The sequence below is a fragment of the Pseudomonas sp. LBUM1658 genome, from assembly GCF_059716055.1.
The window spans coordinates 744,899-758,893 of record NZ_CP166798.1 but is presented as its reverse complement, the minus strand read 5'-3'; the positions used below and the strand labels follow the sequence as shown (position 1 = coordinate 758,893).

Here is a 13,995-nt window from a genome sequence, read left to right as displayed (position 1 = left end):
AAAAGGCCAGCCTTTTTGCCTGACAACAATACCCACACAAAAAAGCCAAGAAATAGCCAATAGGCGCTTGCTATTATTTGAATAAGAATTATTCTCATTGAACCCTTCAGCGGAGATGAGAACCATGACTTATTTGATTGATGCCTGGCTGGACCGCCCACAGCCTTACCTGCGGATCCTGCATCGGGAAACCGGAGAAGTCTGTGCGGTACTGGAAGAAGAAGCCTTGAATGAGCTGCAAGACCAGGGTGACCTGGACGTCAGCAGTCTGAGTTCCAGCGAGCCGGTGGTGCTCAAGGAGCTGGTGCGCAGCCTGTTTCTGTTCTGCTATGCCCGAGCATTGCGCCCGGCGGGGGATCTGAATACCAAGTTCCAGATATGAAGATCACCGCAAAAACTGTGGGAGCGGGCTTGTGTGGGAGCGAGCTTGCTCGCGATGGCCGGCACATTCAACATTGATGTTGACTGACAAACCGCTATCGCGAGCAAGCCCGCTCCCACAGGGCGCGCTCCTACAGTAGGGTCTTACAGAACTTCGAGCAGTTCGACGTCGAATACCAGTACGCTGTGCGGCGGGATGCTGCCCACGCCTTGCGCGCCGTAAGCCAGCTCGCTCGGCACGTACAGACGCCATTTGCTACCGGCGTTCATCAGTTGCAGGGCTTCGGTCCAGCCAGCGATCACGCCGCCAACCGGGAATTCTGCAGGCTGCCCACGATCGTAGGAGCTGTCGAACACAGTGCCGTCGATCAGCGTGCCGTGGTAGTGAGTACGCACAGTGTCTTCGCGCGATGGCTTGGCGCCTTCACCTGCGGTCAACACTTCGAACTGCAGGCCGGAAGCCAGAGTGGTGATGCCGTCACGCTTGGCGTTTTCAGCCAGGAACTCCAGACCAGCGCCAGCAGCCGCTTCAGCCTTGGCAGCCGCTTCGGCTTGCATGATTTCACGAATTACTTTGAAGCTGGCGGACATTTCTTCCTGACCAACACGGCTTTCCTTGCCGGCGAAGGCATCGGTCAGGCCAGCCAGGATCGCGTCCAGGTTAACGCCCGGTGGCGGGTTGTCGCGCAGTTGGTCGCCCAACTGACGGCCAATGCCGTAGCTGACGCGGGTTTCGTCGGTGGACAGATTTACTTCGGACATAACACTGCTCCGCTGTGCGGACGACTCGGAAAGTTGCCGTGCGTGCACAGCTCATTCCGGAGCGCCCGGAACCAAAAGGGCGAGCAGACTAGCACACAAGTCGGGCTGGTGATGAGCACCCGTGCGACCGATCAGGAAGTACCGGAAGCGATCGGCACCCGCAAGGTTTCCTCAGTGCTGGACGACATCCCGCACATTTCATCATGGACCGAGGTATGAATCAGATTGAATGGCAGCTTCGGAAAGGCATGCAGTATTTCACGGGCATGCTCCACCGAGCGCACATGTATCATCTGGCCATGAGTGTCGCTCAGTGGATAGGCCGCACCATGTATCCGCGCCTCGATCAGGTAGATACCGCCTTCGAGGGAGATCAGGTTGATCTCGTCGACCTTCCCGGCGACGGCATAGGCATTCAACTCTTGCAGATTCATAAGCGCACCTCGCGCAACTCAAGCCCAAGACAGTTACAGGCATATGCCTCGCGGTGCAAAAGCACAAGCAGCAAACGCCGCCGCCCGTCAGTTTCACCATGGTCCTGTGGCGAGCGAGCCTGTTGTGGCGGGTTTGTTGTGGCGAGGGGGCTTGCCCCCGCTGGGCTGCGAAGCGGCCCTAAAACCTGCAACCGCGTTTTGTCAGGTAAAATCCATCAGCCGGATTACGACTGCTGCGCAGCCGAACGGGGCGGTGCGGCGGTCCGACAAGCCCCCTCGCCACAGCAAGCTCCCTCGCCACATGTCAGTGCTTGGTCAGCTTGTCCAGGTAACCCATGGCAAAGGCCGAGATCACGAAGGTCATGTGGATGATCACGTACCACTTCAGGTGCTCGGGATCGACGTTCTTCGCGTCCATGAATATGCGCAGCAGGTGAATGGACGAAATCGCCACGATCGAGGCGGCCACCTTCATTTTCAATGAAGAGGAGTCCATGGTGCCCAGCCAGTTGAGCTTTTCCTTATCCTCATCGATGTCGAGCTGGGAAACGAAGTTCTCGTAACCGGAAATCATCACCATCACCAGCAGACCACCGACCAGCGCCATGTCGATCAATGACAGCAGCACCAGAATCAGATCCGACTCGGCCATCGAGAATACGTTGGGAATGACGTGAAAGACTTCCTGGAAAAACTTCAGCGCCAGGGCCAGCAACCCCAGGGACAGACCGAAGTAGATCGGCGCCAGCAGCCAGCGCGAGGCGTACATTGCATTCTCGATAAAACGTTCCATTGAATCTCACAAAGTCTGGAAATGGCGGCGAGTATAACAGCCGGGCAAAAACCCATAAACCGCTGGAAAATCCATGACCTGCCCCTCTGCCATAGGGTTTTTCTGCTAGTGTCGCAGTCAATCACGCCGCTCGTTGACGTCGGACAGGAAGACTGAAAAATGGATTTGCGATTGTTTTCAACCAGTGCCGGTCTGTGCATCGCGCTGCTGGTCAGTGGCTGCTCACCCAGCGATGAGAAGCAGCAGATCAGCCTCGAAGAGAAGACCGCGCAGTTCGAAAAATCGCTGGATAAAATCCATGATCCGCAGCTCAAGGACGCCGTGGCCGATCTCGGCGGCTCTCTGTTATTGCTCGAACGGGCCCGGCTCAAACTCCAGAGCAAGCCGATCGAAACCGAGTATGGCGAAGACGCCATGGCCCTGCTCAAACACTATCCAGGCCCGCAAGCCTTGGTCGACACCTACGTCAATGGCTTGTTCGTGCTGCGAAGATCATCCAGTTCCGACTACCTGACCGACTTGCAGCCGGTGTTCCCGTTCAATTTCAACATGCCGGCCGGGTTTCCGTTCCCTCACGGTCTGCAATGGCAATCCGTGACGTTGAGCGACAAGCAGGTCATCGCGTTTCAATCCGAATGGTCGGAAACCGACCCCGGCATTCAGTTGAGCCCTTCAAGCTCCAACCTGACCAGCCCGGACGATCTGACGGTGGCCTACCCCTACATCGAGGGGCTGGAAGCCCACAACAAGAACCAGCCTCAGCCGGTGATGCTGCAAGGCCAGCTGGAAGTCATCGCGCCGCGCAAAGTGCTCACCTTCGACCTGACCAGGCAGGACGTGGGCCAAACACGTACGGATGAAAACATCAGCGTTACCCTGCTGGCCCTGGATAAGAACTCTGCGCAAATCGAAATGAGCAACAGCGCAACCCTGGCCGCAGACGTCAGCGCAGCGGCACTCAATCCGCTGATGGTTCAGGCCAGAGACACTACCGGGCAATTTCTCTCGCGCTCGGGCTCGATCAACGAGAACGCCGAACAAATTGCCTTCTATGAAAAACAACTGGCCGAGATGCAGAAACAGCAGGCCTGGAGCGAGACCTTCGAGAAGCAGCTCAAGGAGCAGCAGCAAACCTTCGAACGTCAGCAGACCCGCCATTACACCAAGGTCTATTTCAACGGCACCATCGACACCCTGGAAGTCAGCGTACTCGACTTCTCGGGCGCCACACTGACGCGCAAGGACCTGAAACTGCCGGTGCGACAGTTCGATCGCAATACTACCGAGAAGACCATCCAGAGCCTGTCATTGCCGGTAGTGGTGTATGACGACCAGGCGCCGACCTGGCTCAAGGACGCCACGCTTGACGAGGACACCCTGAAAAGGCGCATCTCCATCAGCCAGTCGGTCGAAGACCCCAGTGCCGCACGCATCGAGTTCGATCACCCGAAAACCTTCAATGATGAATTGCTGGGCTCGTCGTTCAGTACCGGCGACTCTCCGGTAACCTTTTTCACCCAGGGTGATGACGGTAAACGCGGCGACCCCATCGAGCTGCCAGCCGAAGCCTACGAGGTCGATCCGCTACGCGCGACTATTACCTACGACCTGAATTTGTTTCCGGAAACGCCGGCCTATGCCATAGGTTCGATGCCATTGTCTCTTGCCCAAATCGAAAAAAACTCTCTCGCCGCCAACCAACTGCCCAAAGGCCTGGAGCTCAAGGGCAATGCCCTGATGGTCGACCAGAAGCTGTTCCCGGCGCAGGACTGGCGCTTTTACGCCAAGGACGACAGCGGTAATTATTTGAAGGAGATTCTTGCGATCAGCCATGGCGCGGCCTCGGGCGAGCCTGCGCTGCTGGATGTGCATTATTTCTACGGCCAGCCGAGCCAGCTGGAAACCTACCAGCGCACCGACCTGAAGAGGGTCGAATATGGCTTCGAAGTCAAACTCGACAGGGCGCACACGGAAAACCCTGTCGAGTAGCGGGCCCCAGTACCCGGGATGTCACTAAAAATCGCTGGGACGACAACGCCCACCGTTGATTTCGCGCAACTGGGCCTGTAGGTGCAGGCACCAGATTTGCGGATCGTCGGCCAGCTCGTAGCCGTGCAAGGTCAGGCTTTCAACGATGGTTTCAAGGATTGATTCGGCCACGAAAGGTCCATGGAACGGCCCTTGGGCTTTAATCGCGGAAGGTTGCTCACCGGCCATTCCGGCGGCGAAGAGCAAGGTCCACATCCCGGTATCTCCTGCAAGCGGACGAATGCTGCACTCGATACGGGTGACCAGGCCAAGGCATTGGCGTGTAAGGCAGAGGTTGCGCGACATGGCGGCGACCCTCGGTAGATCCGGTATTCAGCCTTCAGACAGAGGCTGGCTCGATCCAGTGATTACTGTCGATATCCCTGCCCTGAGAATAGAGTAAAAGTCCGGACTTAAAAGCTTGCGAAGACAAGCGGCGCCAAATGGTCACTTTGTGAACATTGACGCCAGCTTTGTGGCGAAGGGGCGAGCCCCTCCCCCGATCAGTCTCAGAGCGGCTTGGTCCCCGCCAACGCCTCTAGAGCCGCCTCTTTTTCCGCCTCCTTGAGATCGTCTTCGCTGATCATTTCAGCGATTACTCGCAGGCGTTCCACTACCCGTGCATTGACACTGCCTTCAGGGAACTGGCCCTCGGCATCCGGCTCGCCGGCAGGCTCGCCGACCAGCAGGCTCAGCGCTTCATCAGCCTGGCGCACGGCGTAGACGTGGAACTGCCCGGCGCGCACTGCCGACAGCACACGCTCATCGAGCATCAAGGTCGCGACGTTGGCCTGCGGGATGATCGCGCCCTGCTCGCCGGTCAAACCGCGGGCTTCGCAGAGACGGAAGAAGCCCTCGATTTTCTCGTTGACCCCGCCGACTGCCTGAACCTCGCCGAACTGATTGATCGAGCCGGTGATCGCAAAGCACTGCTTGAGCGGGGTTTTCGACAGTGCCGAGATCAATGTACAGGCTTCGCCCAGAGAGGCGCTGTCACCATCGACATAACCGTAGGACTGCTCCAGGGCAATACTCGCGGAGATCGCCAACGGGAATTCCTGGGCATAACGACTGCCCAGGTACCCGGTAAGGATCATCACGCCCTTGGAGTGGATCGGCTGCCCGAGATTGACCTCGCGCTCGATGTCGACGATGCCGCTGCCGCCCGGGTAGACCGTGGCGGAGATCCGTGCCGGGACACCGAACGCCGAGTCACCGACTTCCAGTACGGTGAGCCCGTTGCACTTGCCCACCGCCGCTCCCGTGGTGTCGATCAGGATGATTCCCGCCAGCATGTCGTCGAGAATCCGCGCCGAGACCCGGCCGGTGCGCGTTGCCTTGGCTTTGAGCGCTCGTTCGATATGCCCGGCGTCGGTCATCTCGTCGTTGGCCAGATGGCGGATGAAATCCGCCTCGCTGACCAGCTGGAACAGATCGCCGATACGCGCCGACAATCGCCCCTGATGCTCGGCCAGTCGCGCACTGTAGGTCGCCAGGCGCGCCACCGCATCGGCGGTCAACGGCGCCATGCCCTCTTCCGAGGTCCGGGTTTTCAACAGCTGAGCGAACTGCTCGAGGCTTTCATCGACCATCGGGATGTCTTCGTCGAAGTCCACCAGTACCCGGAACATTTCCTGGAAGTCCGGATCCAGGTCTTGCAGCGTGTAGTACAACTGCCGGGCGCCGATGATGATGACCTTGACCTGCAACGGGATAACCTGAGGTGACAGGGTTACCGTCGCCAGCCGCCCCAACTCACCCAGCGGCGACTCCATTTTCAGTTTGCGCGACTGCAATGCGCGCTTCAGCGCATCCCAGACGAAGGGCTCGCTGAGCATTTTCTCGGCTTCAAGGATCAGGAAGCCGCCGTTGGCCCGATGCAAAGCCCCCGGGCGCAGTTGGCGGTAGGTGGTGTAGAGGGCGCCTTGATCGGTGCTGTACTCGATGCGACCGAACAGGTTGTCATAGGTCGGGTGCGGTTCGAACACCACCGGCGCGCCACCGCTGGCATGATGCCCGACGACCAGACTGGGCAAGTACTGCTCTTCGAGCAGCTTGCGGGCCACCGCGTCAGGCTTGCTGTCGTCGACCAATTGCTCGACCACGGTTTTCAGCAGGTAAACCTGCATGGCTTGCAGATAACCGCAAACCCCGGCGTTTTCCGCGTACTTCTCCGACAGCGGGGCCAGCAGCGGCTGCAAGGCCAGGGTGATGGTTTCTTCGTTGAGCTGACGCATCTGGTTGCTGGATTCGCGTTTCCACTGCGGCAGGCTTGCCAGCTCTTCGTTGAGGCGCTCTTCCAGTTCGGCGATATCGACGTGAAAACGCTCGCGATCGGCCTCCGGCAACTGCGAAAACTCGGCTTCGTCCAGCGCCTTGCCTTCGCTCATCGGGGTGAAGGCGATGTTGGTGCTGTCGCGGTAAAGGGCGACTTCCTTTTCCAGCGCCAGGCGCTCGATCACATCCAGCGCGCGGTCGTAGCGTTGGTTGAAGGCGCGGTCGATGGCACTTTTTTTCTGCTGGTAGGACGGATGTTCGAACACCGCCGGAAAGGTCGCCAGCAGGTTGTCGATCAGACCATTGATATCGGTAATGAACGCACCGGCCGCCCCTGAAGGCAATTCCAGCGCCCGCGGTTCGCGCGGCTCATCGAAATTGTTGACGTAGACCCAGTCGGCCGGGGTCTGCAGGCGTTTGCCTTCGGCCTTGAGGTAGCGCTTGACGAATGAAAACCGGCCGGTGCCGGGCTCACCCATGACAAATACGTTGTAACCGGGGCGCGGCATGGCCACGCCGAACTGCAAGGCTTCGACTGCTCGTTCCTGGCCAAGCACACCGCGAAAAGGTTCCAGATCATTGGTGGTAGAGAAGCTGAACTGTTCAGCGGAAAACGGACGGGTCAGCGCTTCGGGCGCTAGACGCAAGCTGGCAGCAACAGAATCAGGCATCGGGCTTCCTTACATCAGGCGGGGCAGATGTCGGCATTCTGGCGCCGGGTACACCCGGCTGGCAAGGCACGCCGTTAGCCAAAGCATAGACAAGCGCCAACCTTCCATGCAGGTCGGGGAAAAAGAAGCTGTTTCGAGGAATGTTTTGCAAAAAATAACGGAACCCCTGGATCGTGCCTAAACTCCAAGCTGCGCGGCTGGATTGATAACCGGCCCAATGGCGTCAGCTTGGCGTCATAACCCTTGTCCATTGGTATGCACCTAAAGAGAACAAAGCTATGAAACGGATTCTTCTCGGTACTCTTTTCACCGCTATATCCATCAATGCAATGGCGCAAGCGCCAGGCGGCCCGGATTGCGGTTGGGGCAACATGCTGTTCGAAGGTCAGCGTGGCACCCCGGCTCACTTCCTGGCATCCACCACCAACGGCACCTCCGGTAACGCCACCTTCGGTATGACTTCCGGCACCAACGGTTGCTCGACCAATGCTGCGCTGACTTACGGCGGCAAGTCCTGGATTGCCATGAACGGCATGATGAACGAGCTCTCCGAAGACATGGCCAAGGGTCAGGGCGAAGCGCTGACTACCTACGCCGTAGTGCTGGGCGTAGCCCCTGAAGACCGCGCGCATTTCGCCGCAGTCACTCATCAACACTTCCAGCAAATCTTCAGCAAGGCCGATGTAACAGCGGATGATGTGCACACCAACACCCTGGCCGTGCTCAAAGGCGACGCGCGTCTGGCCAAATACGCTACCCCAGCTTAAGCTCGACCCGCCCGCTCCTTGCGAGGGGCGGGGTTTGTTTTTTGGACCTGTCCCGCTTTGGGTCTTTTTTCTCGAATTCTAAGTTGCCCACCATGCTCAAACGCCTTGCCTATCTGGCGCTCTGTGTCTGCGCCCCGCTGTGCGCCGCGCCTCACATCGACAATCAACGTTTGCAGCAACTGGCCAATGACCCCTTCTGGATTTCCCTGGGACACTACGAATCCGCCAAGCTCGGCGGCTGGCGCAGTTATGTCAGCGACCCGAAGTTTTTCATCGCGACCGATGGGGCGCAGCGTCCGGAGCATGAGCTGGAGGCGACCGTGCAGGCGCTGTACGCCCTGGCCAGCGCTGGCGAGAAGCACGCGCAATGCGTCTATCCGGCCCGCACCCGCTGGCTGAAAGCGCAGCTGAATCTGAGCGACTTGCCCGCCGTGGACTGCACCGAATTCAAACAGTGGTTCAAGGACGTCGCGCCCCATAGCGCGGTGATGATCTTCCCGGCGGCTTATCTGAACAGTCCGTCGTCGATGTTCGGCCACACCTTGCTGCGGATCGACCAAGCCGACGTGCAAAGCAACAATACCGCCCTGCTCAGCTATGCGATCAACTTCGGCGCGTATATCGAAGGTTCGGACAATAGCATTCTCTACGCCTGGAAAGGCTTGATGGGCGGCTATCCCGGGCTCTTCGCCCTGGTGCCCTATCAGGAGAAGTTGTCGGAGTACCGTAGCCTGGAAAATCGTGACCTCTGGGAATACCGGCTGAACCTGACCCAGGTCGAGACCGAGCGCATGGTCGAGCACGTCTGGGAGCTCAAGCAGATCCAGTTCGACTATTTCTTCTTCGATGAAAACTGCTCCTACCGGCTGCTCGAACTGCTGCAAGTGGCGCGATCAGGTCTCAAGCTGACCGAGCAATTTCCACTGACCGCCATCCCCACCGACACCGTCAAAGCCGTGAAAGAAGCCGGGCTGGTGGAGAAGATCGACTACCGGCCATCCCGTGAACGCGAACTGCTGAGCCGCGCCGAGCCATTGAGCGGCGAGGAGCAGGATTGGGTGCTGAAAATCAGCGCTGACCAGAAACACTTGCAGGATCCGGCCTTCAATGCCCAGCCACGGGCCCGCAAAGCACTGATCATCGACGCGGCTTACCGTCTCGAGCGCTACCGAGCCAACGGTCAGGAGCGCGATCCACAGCGCGCTCAACGCAGCTTCGAGTTGTTGCGGGCGATCAACCAGAACCCGCCACCGGAGCTGTCGATCGAGCGCCCGGGCCTGCCCGAAAACGGTCACGAATCACGCACCTGGCAAGCCGGCATTGGCACCCGGGGCGACCAGGCCTTTGGCGAATATGGCCTGCGCATGGCCTATCACGATCTCAACGACAACACCGAGAGCTTTCCCCTTGGGGCGCAGATCGAAATCCTGCAGATGAAGTTGCGTCAGTACGAAGGCAATCACTGGCAGCTACAGCAACTGGACCTGGCGACCATTCGCTCGCTGACCCCGCGCAACGAGCTGCTGCAACCCCTTTCGTGGCAAGTCACTGGCGGCCTGGAGCGAGTGCCGGGCAAGCATGACGATGAAACCCTGGTCAGCCACGTCAATGGCGGTGCCGGCGGCACCTGGCAGCTCGGTGAGCAGATGCTCGGTTTTGCCCTCGGTACCGCACGCGCGGAGCACAATCCAGACTTCGCCGGGTTCATTGCTCCGGCGGCCGGTTTCAACACCGGTTTGCTATGGCGCAACCCGCTGGGCAATCTCAGCCTGGAAGCCAAAGGCGATTACTTCACCAACGGCGAAGTGCGCCGCAGCTTGAGTCTCAACCAGCAGTGGGAGTTGTCGCGCAATCTCGGCTTGCGCTTGAGTGCGCAGCGCGAGTTCAGCCAGATGGCCTCGCCGGAGAATGAAGTGATGCTTGAGGTGAAGTGGTATCACTACTGAAGCTGCAAGCTTGAAGCTTGAAGCTTGAAGCTTGAAACTGATTTTCACGGGAGAAATGTCATGAGCCGCGCCTTCGTCAATGAAGATCAAGCCGCTGCGCAAGCCGACCAACCGGTAGAACGCCAGGTCAGTGCGCAACCCAATTACGTCACCCCCAGTGGGCTGGGCCTGCTGCAGGCCAAAGTCGCCGAACTGCAAGTGCAACACAGTGCGCAATCGGCGCTGGGGGAGCGCACGGACAAGCAGCGCCTGGCCGATCTCGAGCGCGACCTGCGCTACTTCAATCAGCGCCTGCAAAGCGCGCAAGTGGTCACCCCGGCGACATCGACCGAGAAAGTACAGATTGGCAGTTGGATAACCTTTGCCGACGAACACAACGTCGAGCAGCGCGTGCAATTGGTCGGCGAAGACCAGGCCGATGCCGCCCATGGTCTGATCAATTGGGGCTCACCGCTGGGGCGTGCGCTGCTTGGCGCGCACCCTGGCGATGAAGTGCTGTGGAAGCGACCGGCCGGCGATCAGTTGATCGAAGTCCTGCGCATTGAACCGGCTTACACCACGCCTTGAGCCAGCATGGCATCGGCAACTTTAACGAAACCGGCGATGTTCGCCCCTTTGACATAGTTGATCCGGCCATTCTCTTCGCCGTAATGCACACAAGCGTGATGGATCGACTGCATGATGTTGTGCAGCTTGCTGTCGACCTCACCCGCAGTCCACAGCAGACGCATGGCGTTCTGTGACATTTCCAGACCGCTGACCGCCACCCCGCCGGCGTTCGACGCTTTGCCCGGTGCAAACAGGATGCCCGCCTCGATAAAGATATCCACAGCCACCAGGGTAGTCGGCATGTTCGCGCCCTCGGCCACGCATATGCAGCCATTGCGCAGTAAGGTCCGCGCCGCGTCGGCGTCCAGCTCGTTCTGGGTCGCGCACGGCAGCGCGATGTCGCAGGCCAGATTCCAAGGGCATTGACCGGCGAGGAACTCCAGACCGAAACGAGCGGCCAACTCGCTGATCCGCCCGCGCTTGACGTTTTTCAGCTCCAGCACAGCCAGCCATTGCTCTTCACTCAAACCGGCTTCGCAGTACAGCGTGCCTTCGGAGTCGGACAGGGAAATTACCTTGCCGCCCAGGTCCATGACTTTGCGTGCAGCGTATTGCGCGACGTTGCCCGAGCCGGAGATCGCCACCCGCTTGTCTTCGACTGTCTCGCCGCTGCGCTTGAGCATTTCTTCGGCGAAGTACACACAACCGAAACCGGTGGCTTCCGGGCGAATCAGGCTGCCGCCATAGCTCATGCCCTTGCCGGTCAGCACGCTGGTGAACTGGTTGCTCAGGCGCTTGTACTGGCCAAACAGGAAACCGATCTCACGAGCACCAACGCCGATGTCGCCGGCCGGGACATCCAGATCCGCGCCAATATGCCGGTACAGCTCACTCATGAACGCCTGGCAGAAGCGCATGACCTCGGCGTCGCTTTTGCCTTTCGGGTCGAAGTCCGAGCCGCCTTTGCCACCGCCCATGGGTAGGGACGTCAGGGAGTTTTTGAAGGTCTGTTCAAAGGCGAGGAATTTCAGCACGCCCATGTTCACCGAAGGATGGAAGCGCAGGCCGCCCTTGTAAGGGCCGATTGCGCTGTTCATCTGAATCCGGAAGCCGCGGTTGACCTGGACTTTGCCGTGATCGTCGACCCATGAAACCCGGAACACGATAGCCCGCTCCGGCTCGCAGATCCGCTCGAGGATGCCTGAAGTCAGATAGTGCGGATTGGCCTCGAGAAACGGCCACAAGCTACGCAGGACCTCTTCCACGGCCTGATGGAATTCGGGCTGGTCAGGGTCGCGTTTTTTCAGGCGGGCGAGGAAGTCTTCGACGGATTCGATCATGAAAAGTCTCGGCAAATTTATGTCGTTAAGAAAATTTGTCCCGGACTTTATCAATTCACACTGCACCGCGACAGAGCGAAATGTCGCATTTATGAATTTAAATGGTGCACTGGATATAAATTTGTCGGTTTTTTGGGCTTTTTCGCACCGATTTGGTAACAGCTGATCCGGATTGTGCACCAGCAGATATATCGCCATCGCGAGCAAGCCCGCTCCCACAAAAAAACGGAGCCCCTAAGGGCTCCGTTTTTCATGCAACCAGCCCGATCAGGCCAGTTTCTTGTGCCGTACCCGATGCGGCTGGGCAGCTGCTTCACCGAGACGCTTCTTGCGATCGGCTTCGTACTCGCTGTAGTTACCTTCGAAGAACACCGCTTGCGAGTCGTCTTCGTACGCCAGGATGTGAGTCGCGACGCGGTCAAGGAACCACCGATCGTGAGAGATCACAATGGCGGCGCCCGGGAAGTCGAGCAAGGCTTCTTCCAGGGAACGCAGGGTTTCGACGTCGAGGTCGTTGGACGGTTCGTCGAGCAGCAGGACGTTGCCGCCCTCTTTCAGGGTCAGCGCCAGGTGCAAGCGACCGCGCTCACCACCGGACAGGTCCTTGACGAACTTCTGCTGATCGCCGCCCTTGAAGTTGAAGCGACCGACATAGGTCCGCGACGGGATTTCATAGTTACCGATGCGGATCTGGTCGGAACCATCGGAGATCTGCTGGAATACCGTCTTGCTGCCGTCCAGATCTTCGCGGCTCTGATCCACGCAGGCCAGCTGCACGGTTTCACCGACTTCAATGGTGCCGGAATCCGGCGTTTCCTTGCCCATCAACATACGGAACAGCGTCGACTTACCGGCACCGTTACCACCGATTACGCCGACGATCGCGCCTTTAGGCATGGAGAACGACAGGTTGTCGATCAGCACGCGATCGCCATAACCCTTGGAAACGTTCTTGAATTCGATGACTTTGTCACCCAGGCGCGGACCGGCCGGGATGTAGATCTCGTTGGTTTCGCTGCGCTTCTGGAATTCCTGCGATTGCATTTCTTCGAAGCGTTGCAGACGGGCCTTGGATTTCGACTGACGGGCCTTGGCGCCTTTGCGCACCCATTCCAGCTCGTCTTTCATGGCCTTTTCGTGGGCCGACTGCTGCTTGGATTCCTGGGCCAGACGATCGGACTTGGCTTCCAGCCAACCCGAATAGTTGCCCTCATAAGGAATACCGGCGCCGCGGTCGAGCTCGAGGATCCAGCCAGCGACGTTGTCCAGGAAGTACCGGTCGTGCGTGATCGCAACCACAGTGCCCGGGAAGTCGTGGAGGAAATGCTCCAGCCAGGCCACGGAGTCGGCATCCAGGTGGTTGGTCGGTTCGTCGAGCAGCAGCATGTCCGGCGCGGACAGCAGCAGACGGCACAGGGCCACACGACGCTTTTCACCACCGGACAGGAATTCGATCTTCGCGTCCCAGGCCGGCAGACGCAGCGCATCGGCGGCGACTTCCAGTTGACGATCAAGGTTATGACCGTCGCCTGCTTGCAGGATGGCTTCGAGCTTGGCTTGTTCGGCCGCCAGCTTGTCAAAGTCGGCATCCGGGTCGGCGTATTCGGCGTAGACCTGATCCAGGCGCGCCTGGGCGTCCTTGATCACGCTGACCGCTTCCTCGACCACTTCACGCACGGTCTTGGTCGGATCCAGCAAGGGTTCTTGCGGCAGATAGCCGATGTTCAGCTCGGGCATTGGCCGTGCTTCGCCGTCGAACTCGGAGTCGACGCCCGCCATGATTTTCAACAGGGTGGACTTACCCGAACCGTTGAGGCCGAGCACGCCGATCTTGGCGCCGGGGAAGAATGACAGAGAAATGTTTTTCAGGATTTCCCGCTTCGGCGGAACAACTTTGCTCAGCCGATGCATGGTGAAGACGTATTGAGCCATGGAGAACCTAGCGTCAGTGACTGATGAATTAAAGCGCGAGCGAAGCTCGGGCCAGGCCATGCGCGGCGCCAGCGATTGATTGCAATCGATACCTGCGCGTGGAAAAAGCCTGAGT

General features: G+C 58.9%; 12 protein-coding genes. 5 read left to right on the top strand and 7 right to left on the bottom strand.

The features are described from left to right. The first annotated feature begins 124 nt into the window (after window positions 1-124). The gene (locus tag ACA064_RS03435) at window positions 125-382 is read left to right on the top strand and encodes a PA4570 family protein (protein ID WP_497672135.1); all 258 of its coding nucleotides are present in this window, start codon (window positions 125-127) and stop codon (window positions 380-382) included. Between the two features lie 143 nt (window positions 383-525). Here ACA064_RS03435 and bamJ read toward each other — a convergent pair whose 3' ends face one another. From bamJ to ACA064_RS03420, 3 genes are all read right to left on the bottom strand, one after another. Beyond that, complete coding sequence (gene bamJ, locus ACA064_RS03430) at window positions 526-1,143, bottom strand: BamJ family beta-barrel-assembly machinery protein (protein ID WP_497672134.1); 618 nt, start codon at window positions 1,141-1,143, stop codon at window positions 526-528. A 131-nt stretch (window positions 1,144-1,274) separates the two neighbouring features. Then, window positions 1,275-1,577, bottom strand: coding sequence for a DUF6482 family protein (locus ACA064_RS03425; RefSeq protein ID WP_497672133.1), 303 nt, complete (start codon window positions 1,575-1,577; stop codon window positions 1,275-1,277). 304 nt (window positions 1,578-1,881) lie between these two features. Further along, entirely contained in the window at window positions 1,882-2,370 is a 489-nt protein-coding gene (locus ACA064_RS03420) for a TIGR00645 family protein (protein WP_008154262.1), read from the bottom strand. A 159-nt stretch (window positions 2,371-2,529) separates the two neighbouring features. On the opposite strand from ACA064_RS03420, the gene ACA064_RS03415 reads away from it, so the two are divergent. Continuing rightward, window positions 2,530-4,359, top strand: a complete 1,830-nt coding sequence (locus ACA064_RS03415) for a hypothetical protein (protein WP_497672132.1) — start codon at window positions 2,530-2,532, stop codon at window positions 4,357-4,359. Window positions 4,360-4,383: 24 nt separating this feature from the next. On the opposite strand, the gene ACA064_RS03410 is transcribed toward ACA064_RS03415, so the two are convergent. Both ACA064_RS03410 and ACA064_RS03405 read right to left on the bottom strand, forming a co-directional pair. Then, complete coding sequence (locus ACA064_RS03410; protein ID WP_497672131.1) at window positions 4,384-4,704, bottom strand: PA4575 family protein; 321 nt, start codon at window positions 4,702-4,704, stop codon at window positions 4,384-4,386. A gap of 203 nt (window positions 4,705-4,907) precedes the next feature. Further along, window positions 4,908-7,346 (bottom strand): Lon protease family protein, encoded by a 2,439-nt coding sequence (locus tag ACA064_RS03405; protein WP_497672130.1) that lies wholly within the window; start codon window positions 7,344-7,346, stop codon window positions 4,908-4,910. Between the two features lie 278 nt (window positions 7,347-7,624). Here ACA064_RS03405 and ACA064_RS03400 point away from each other — a divergent pair, with 278 nt between their 5' ends. From ACA064_RS03400 to ACA064_RS03390, 3 genes are all read left to right on the top strand, one after another. Next, entirely contained in the window at window positions 7,625-8,113 is a 489-nt protein-coding gene (locus ACA064_RS03400; RefSeq protein WP_150641131.1) for a DUF3015 domain-containing protein, read from the top strand. A 92-nt stretch (window positions 8,114-8,205) separates the two neighbouring features. Next, window positions 8,206-10,059: an Lnb N-terminal periplasmic domain-containing protein gene (locus tag ACA064_RS03395; RefSeq protein WP_497672129.1), complete on the top strand. Its 1,854-nt coding sequence runs from the start codon at window positions 8,206-8,208 to the stop codon at window positions 10,057-10,059. A 60-nt stretch (window positions 10,060-10,119) separates the two neighbouring features. Continuing rightward, a complete protein-coding gene (locus tag ACA064_RS03390) occupies window positions 10,120-10,626 on the top strand; it encodes a GreA/GreB family elongation factor (RefSeq protein ID WP_497672128.1) in 507 nt (168 codons plus the stop codon). Here ACA064_RS03390 and gdhA read toward each other — a convergent pair. Beyond that, window positions 10,611-11,948 (bottom strand): NADP-specific glutamate dehydrogenase, encoded by a 1,338-nt coding sequence (gdhA, locus tag ACA064_RS03385; protein ID WP_497672127.1) that lies wholly within the window; start codon window positions 11,946-11,948, stop codon window positions 10,611-10,613. The genes ACA064_RS03390 and gdhA overlap by 16 nt on opposite strands. A gap of 267 nt (window positions 11,949-12,215) precedes the next feature. Next, the gene (gene ettA / locus ACA064_RS03380; RefSeq protein WP_150803269.1) at window positions 12,216-13,880 is read right to left on the bottom strand and encodes an energy-dependent translational throttle protein EttA; all 1,665 of its coding nucleotides are present in this window, start codon (window positions 13,878-13,880) and stop codon (window positions 12,216-12,218) included. Window positions 13,881-13,995: the final 115 nt, after the last annotated feature.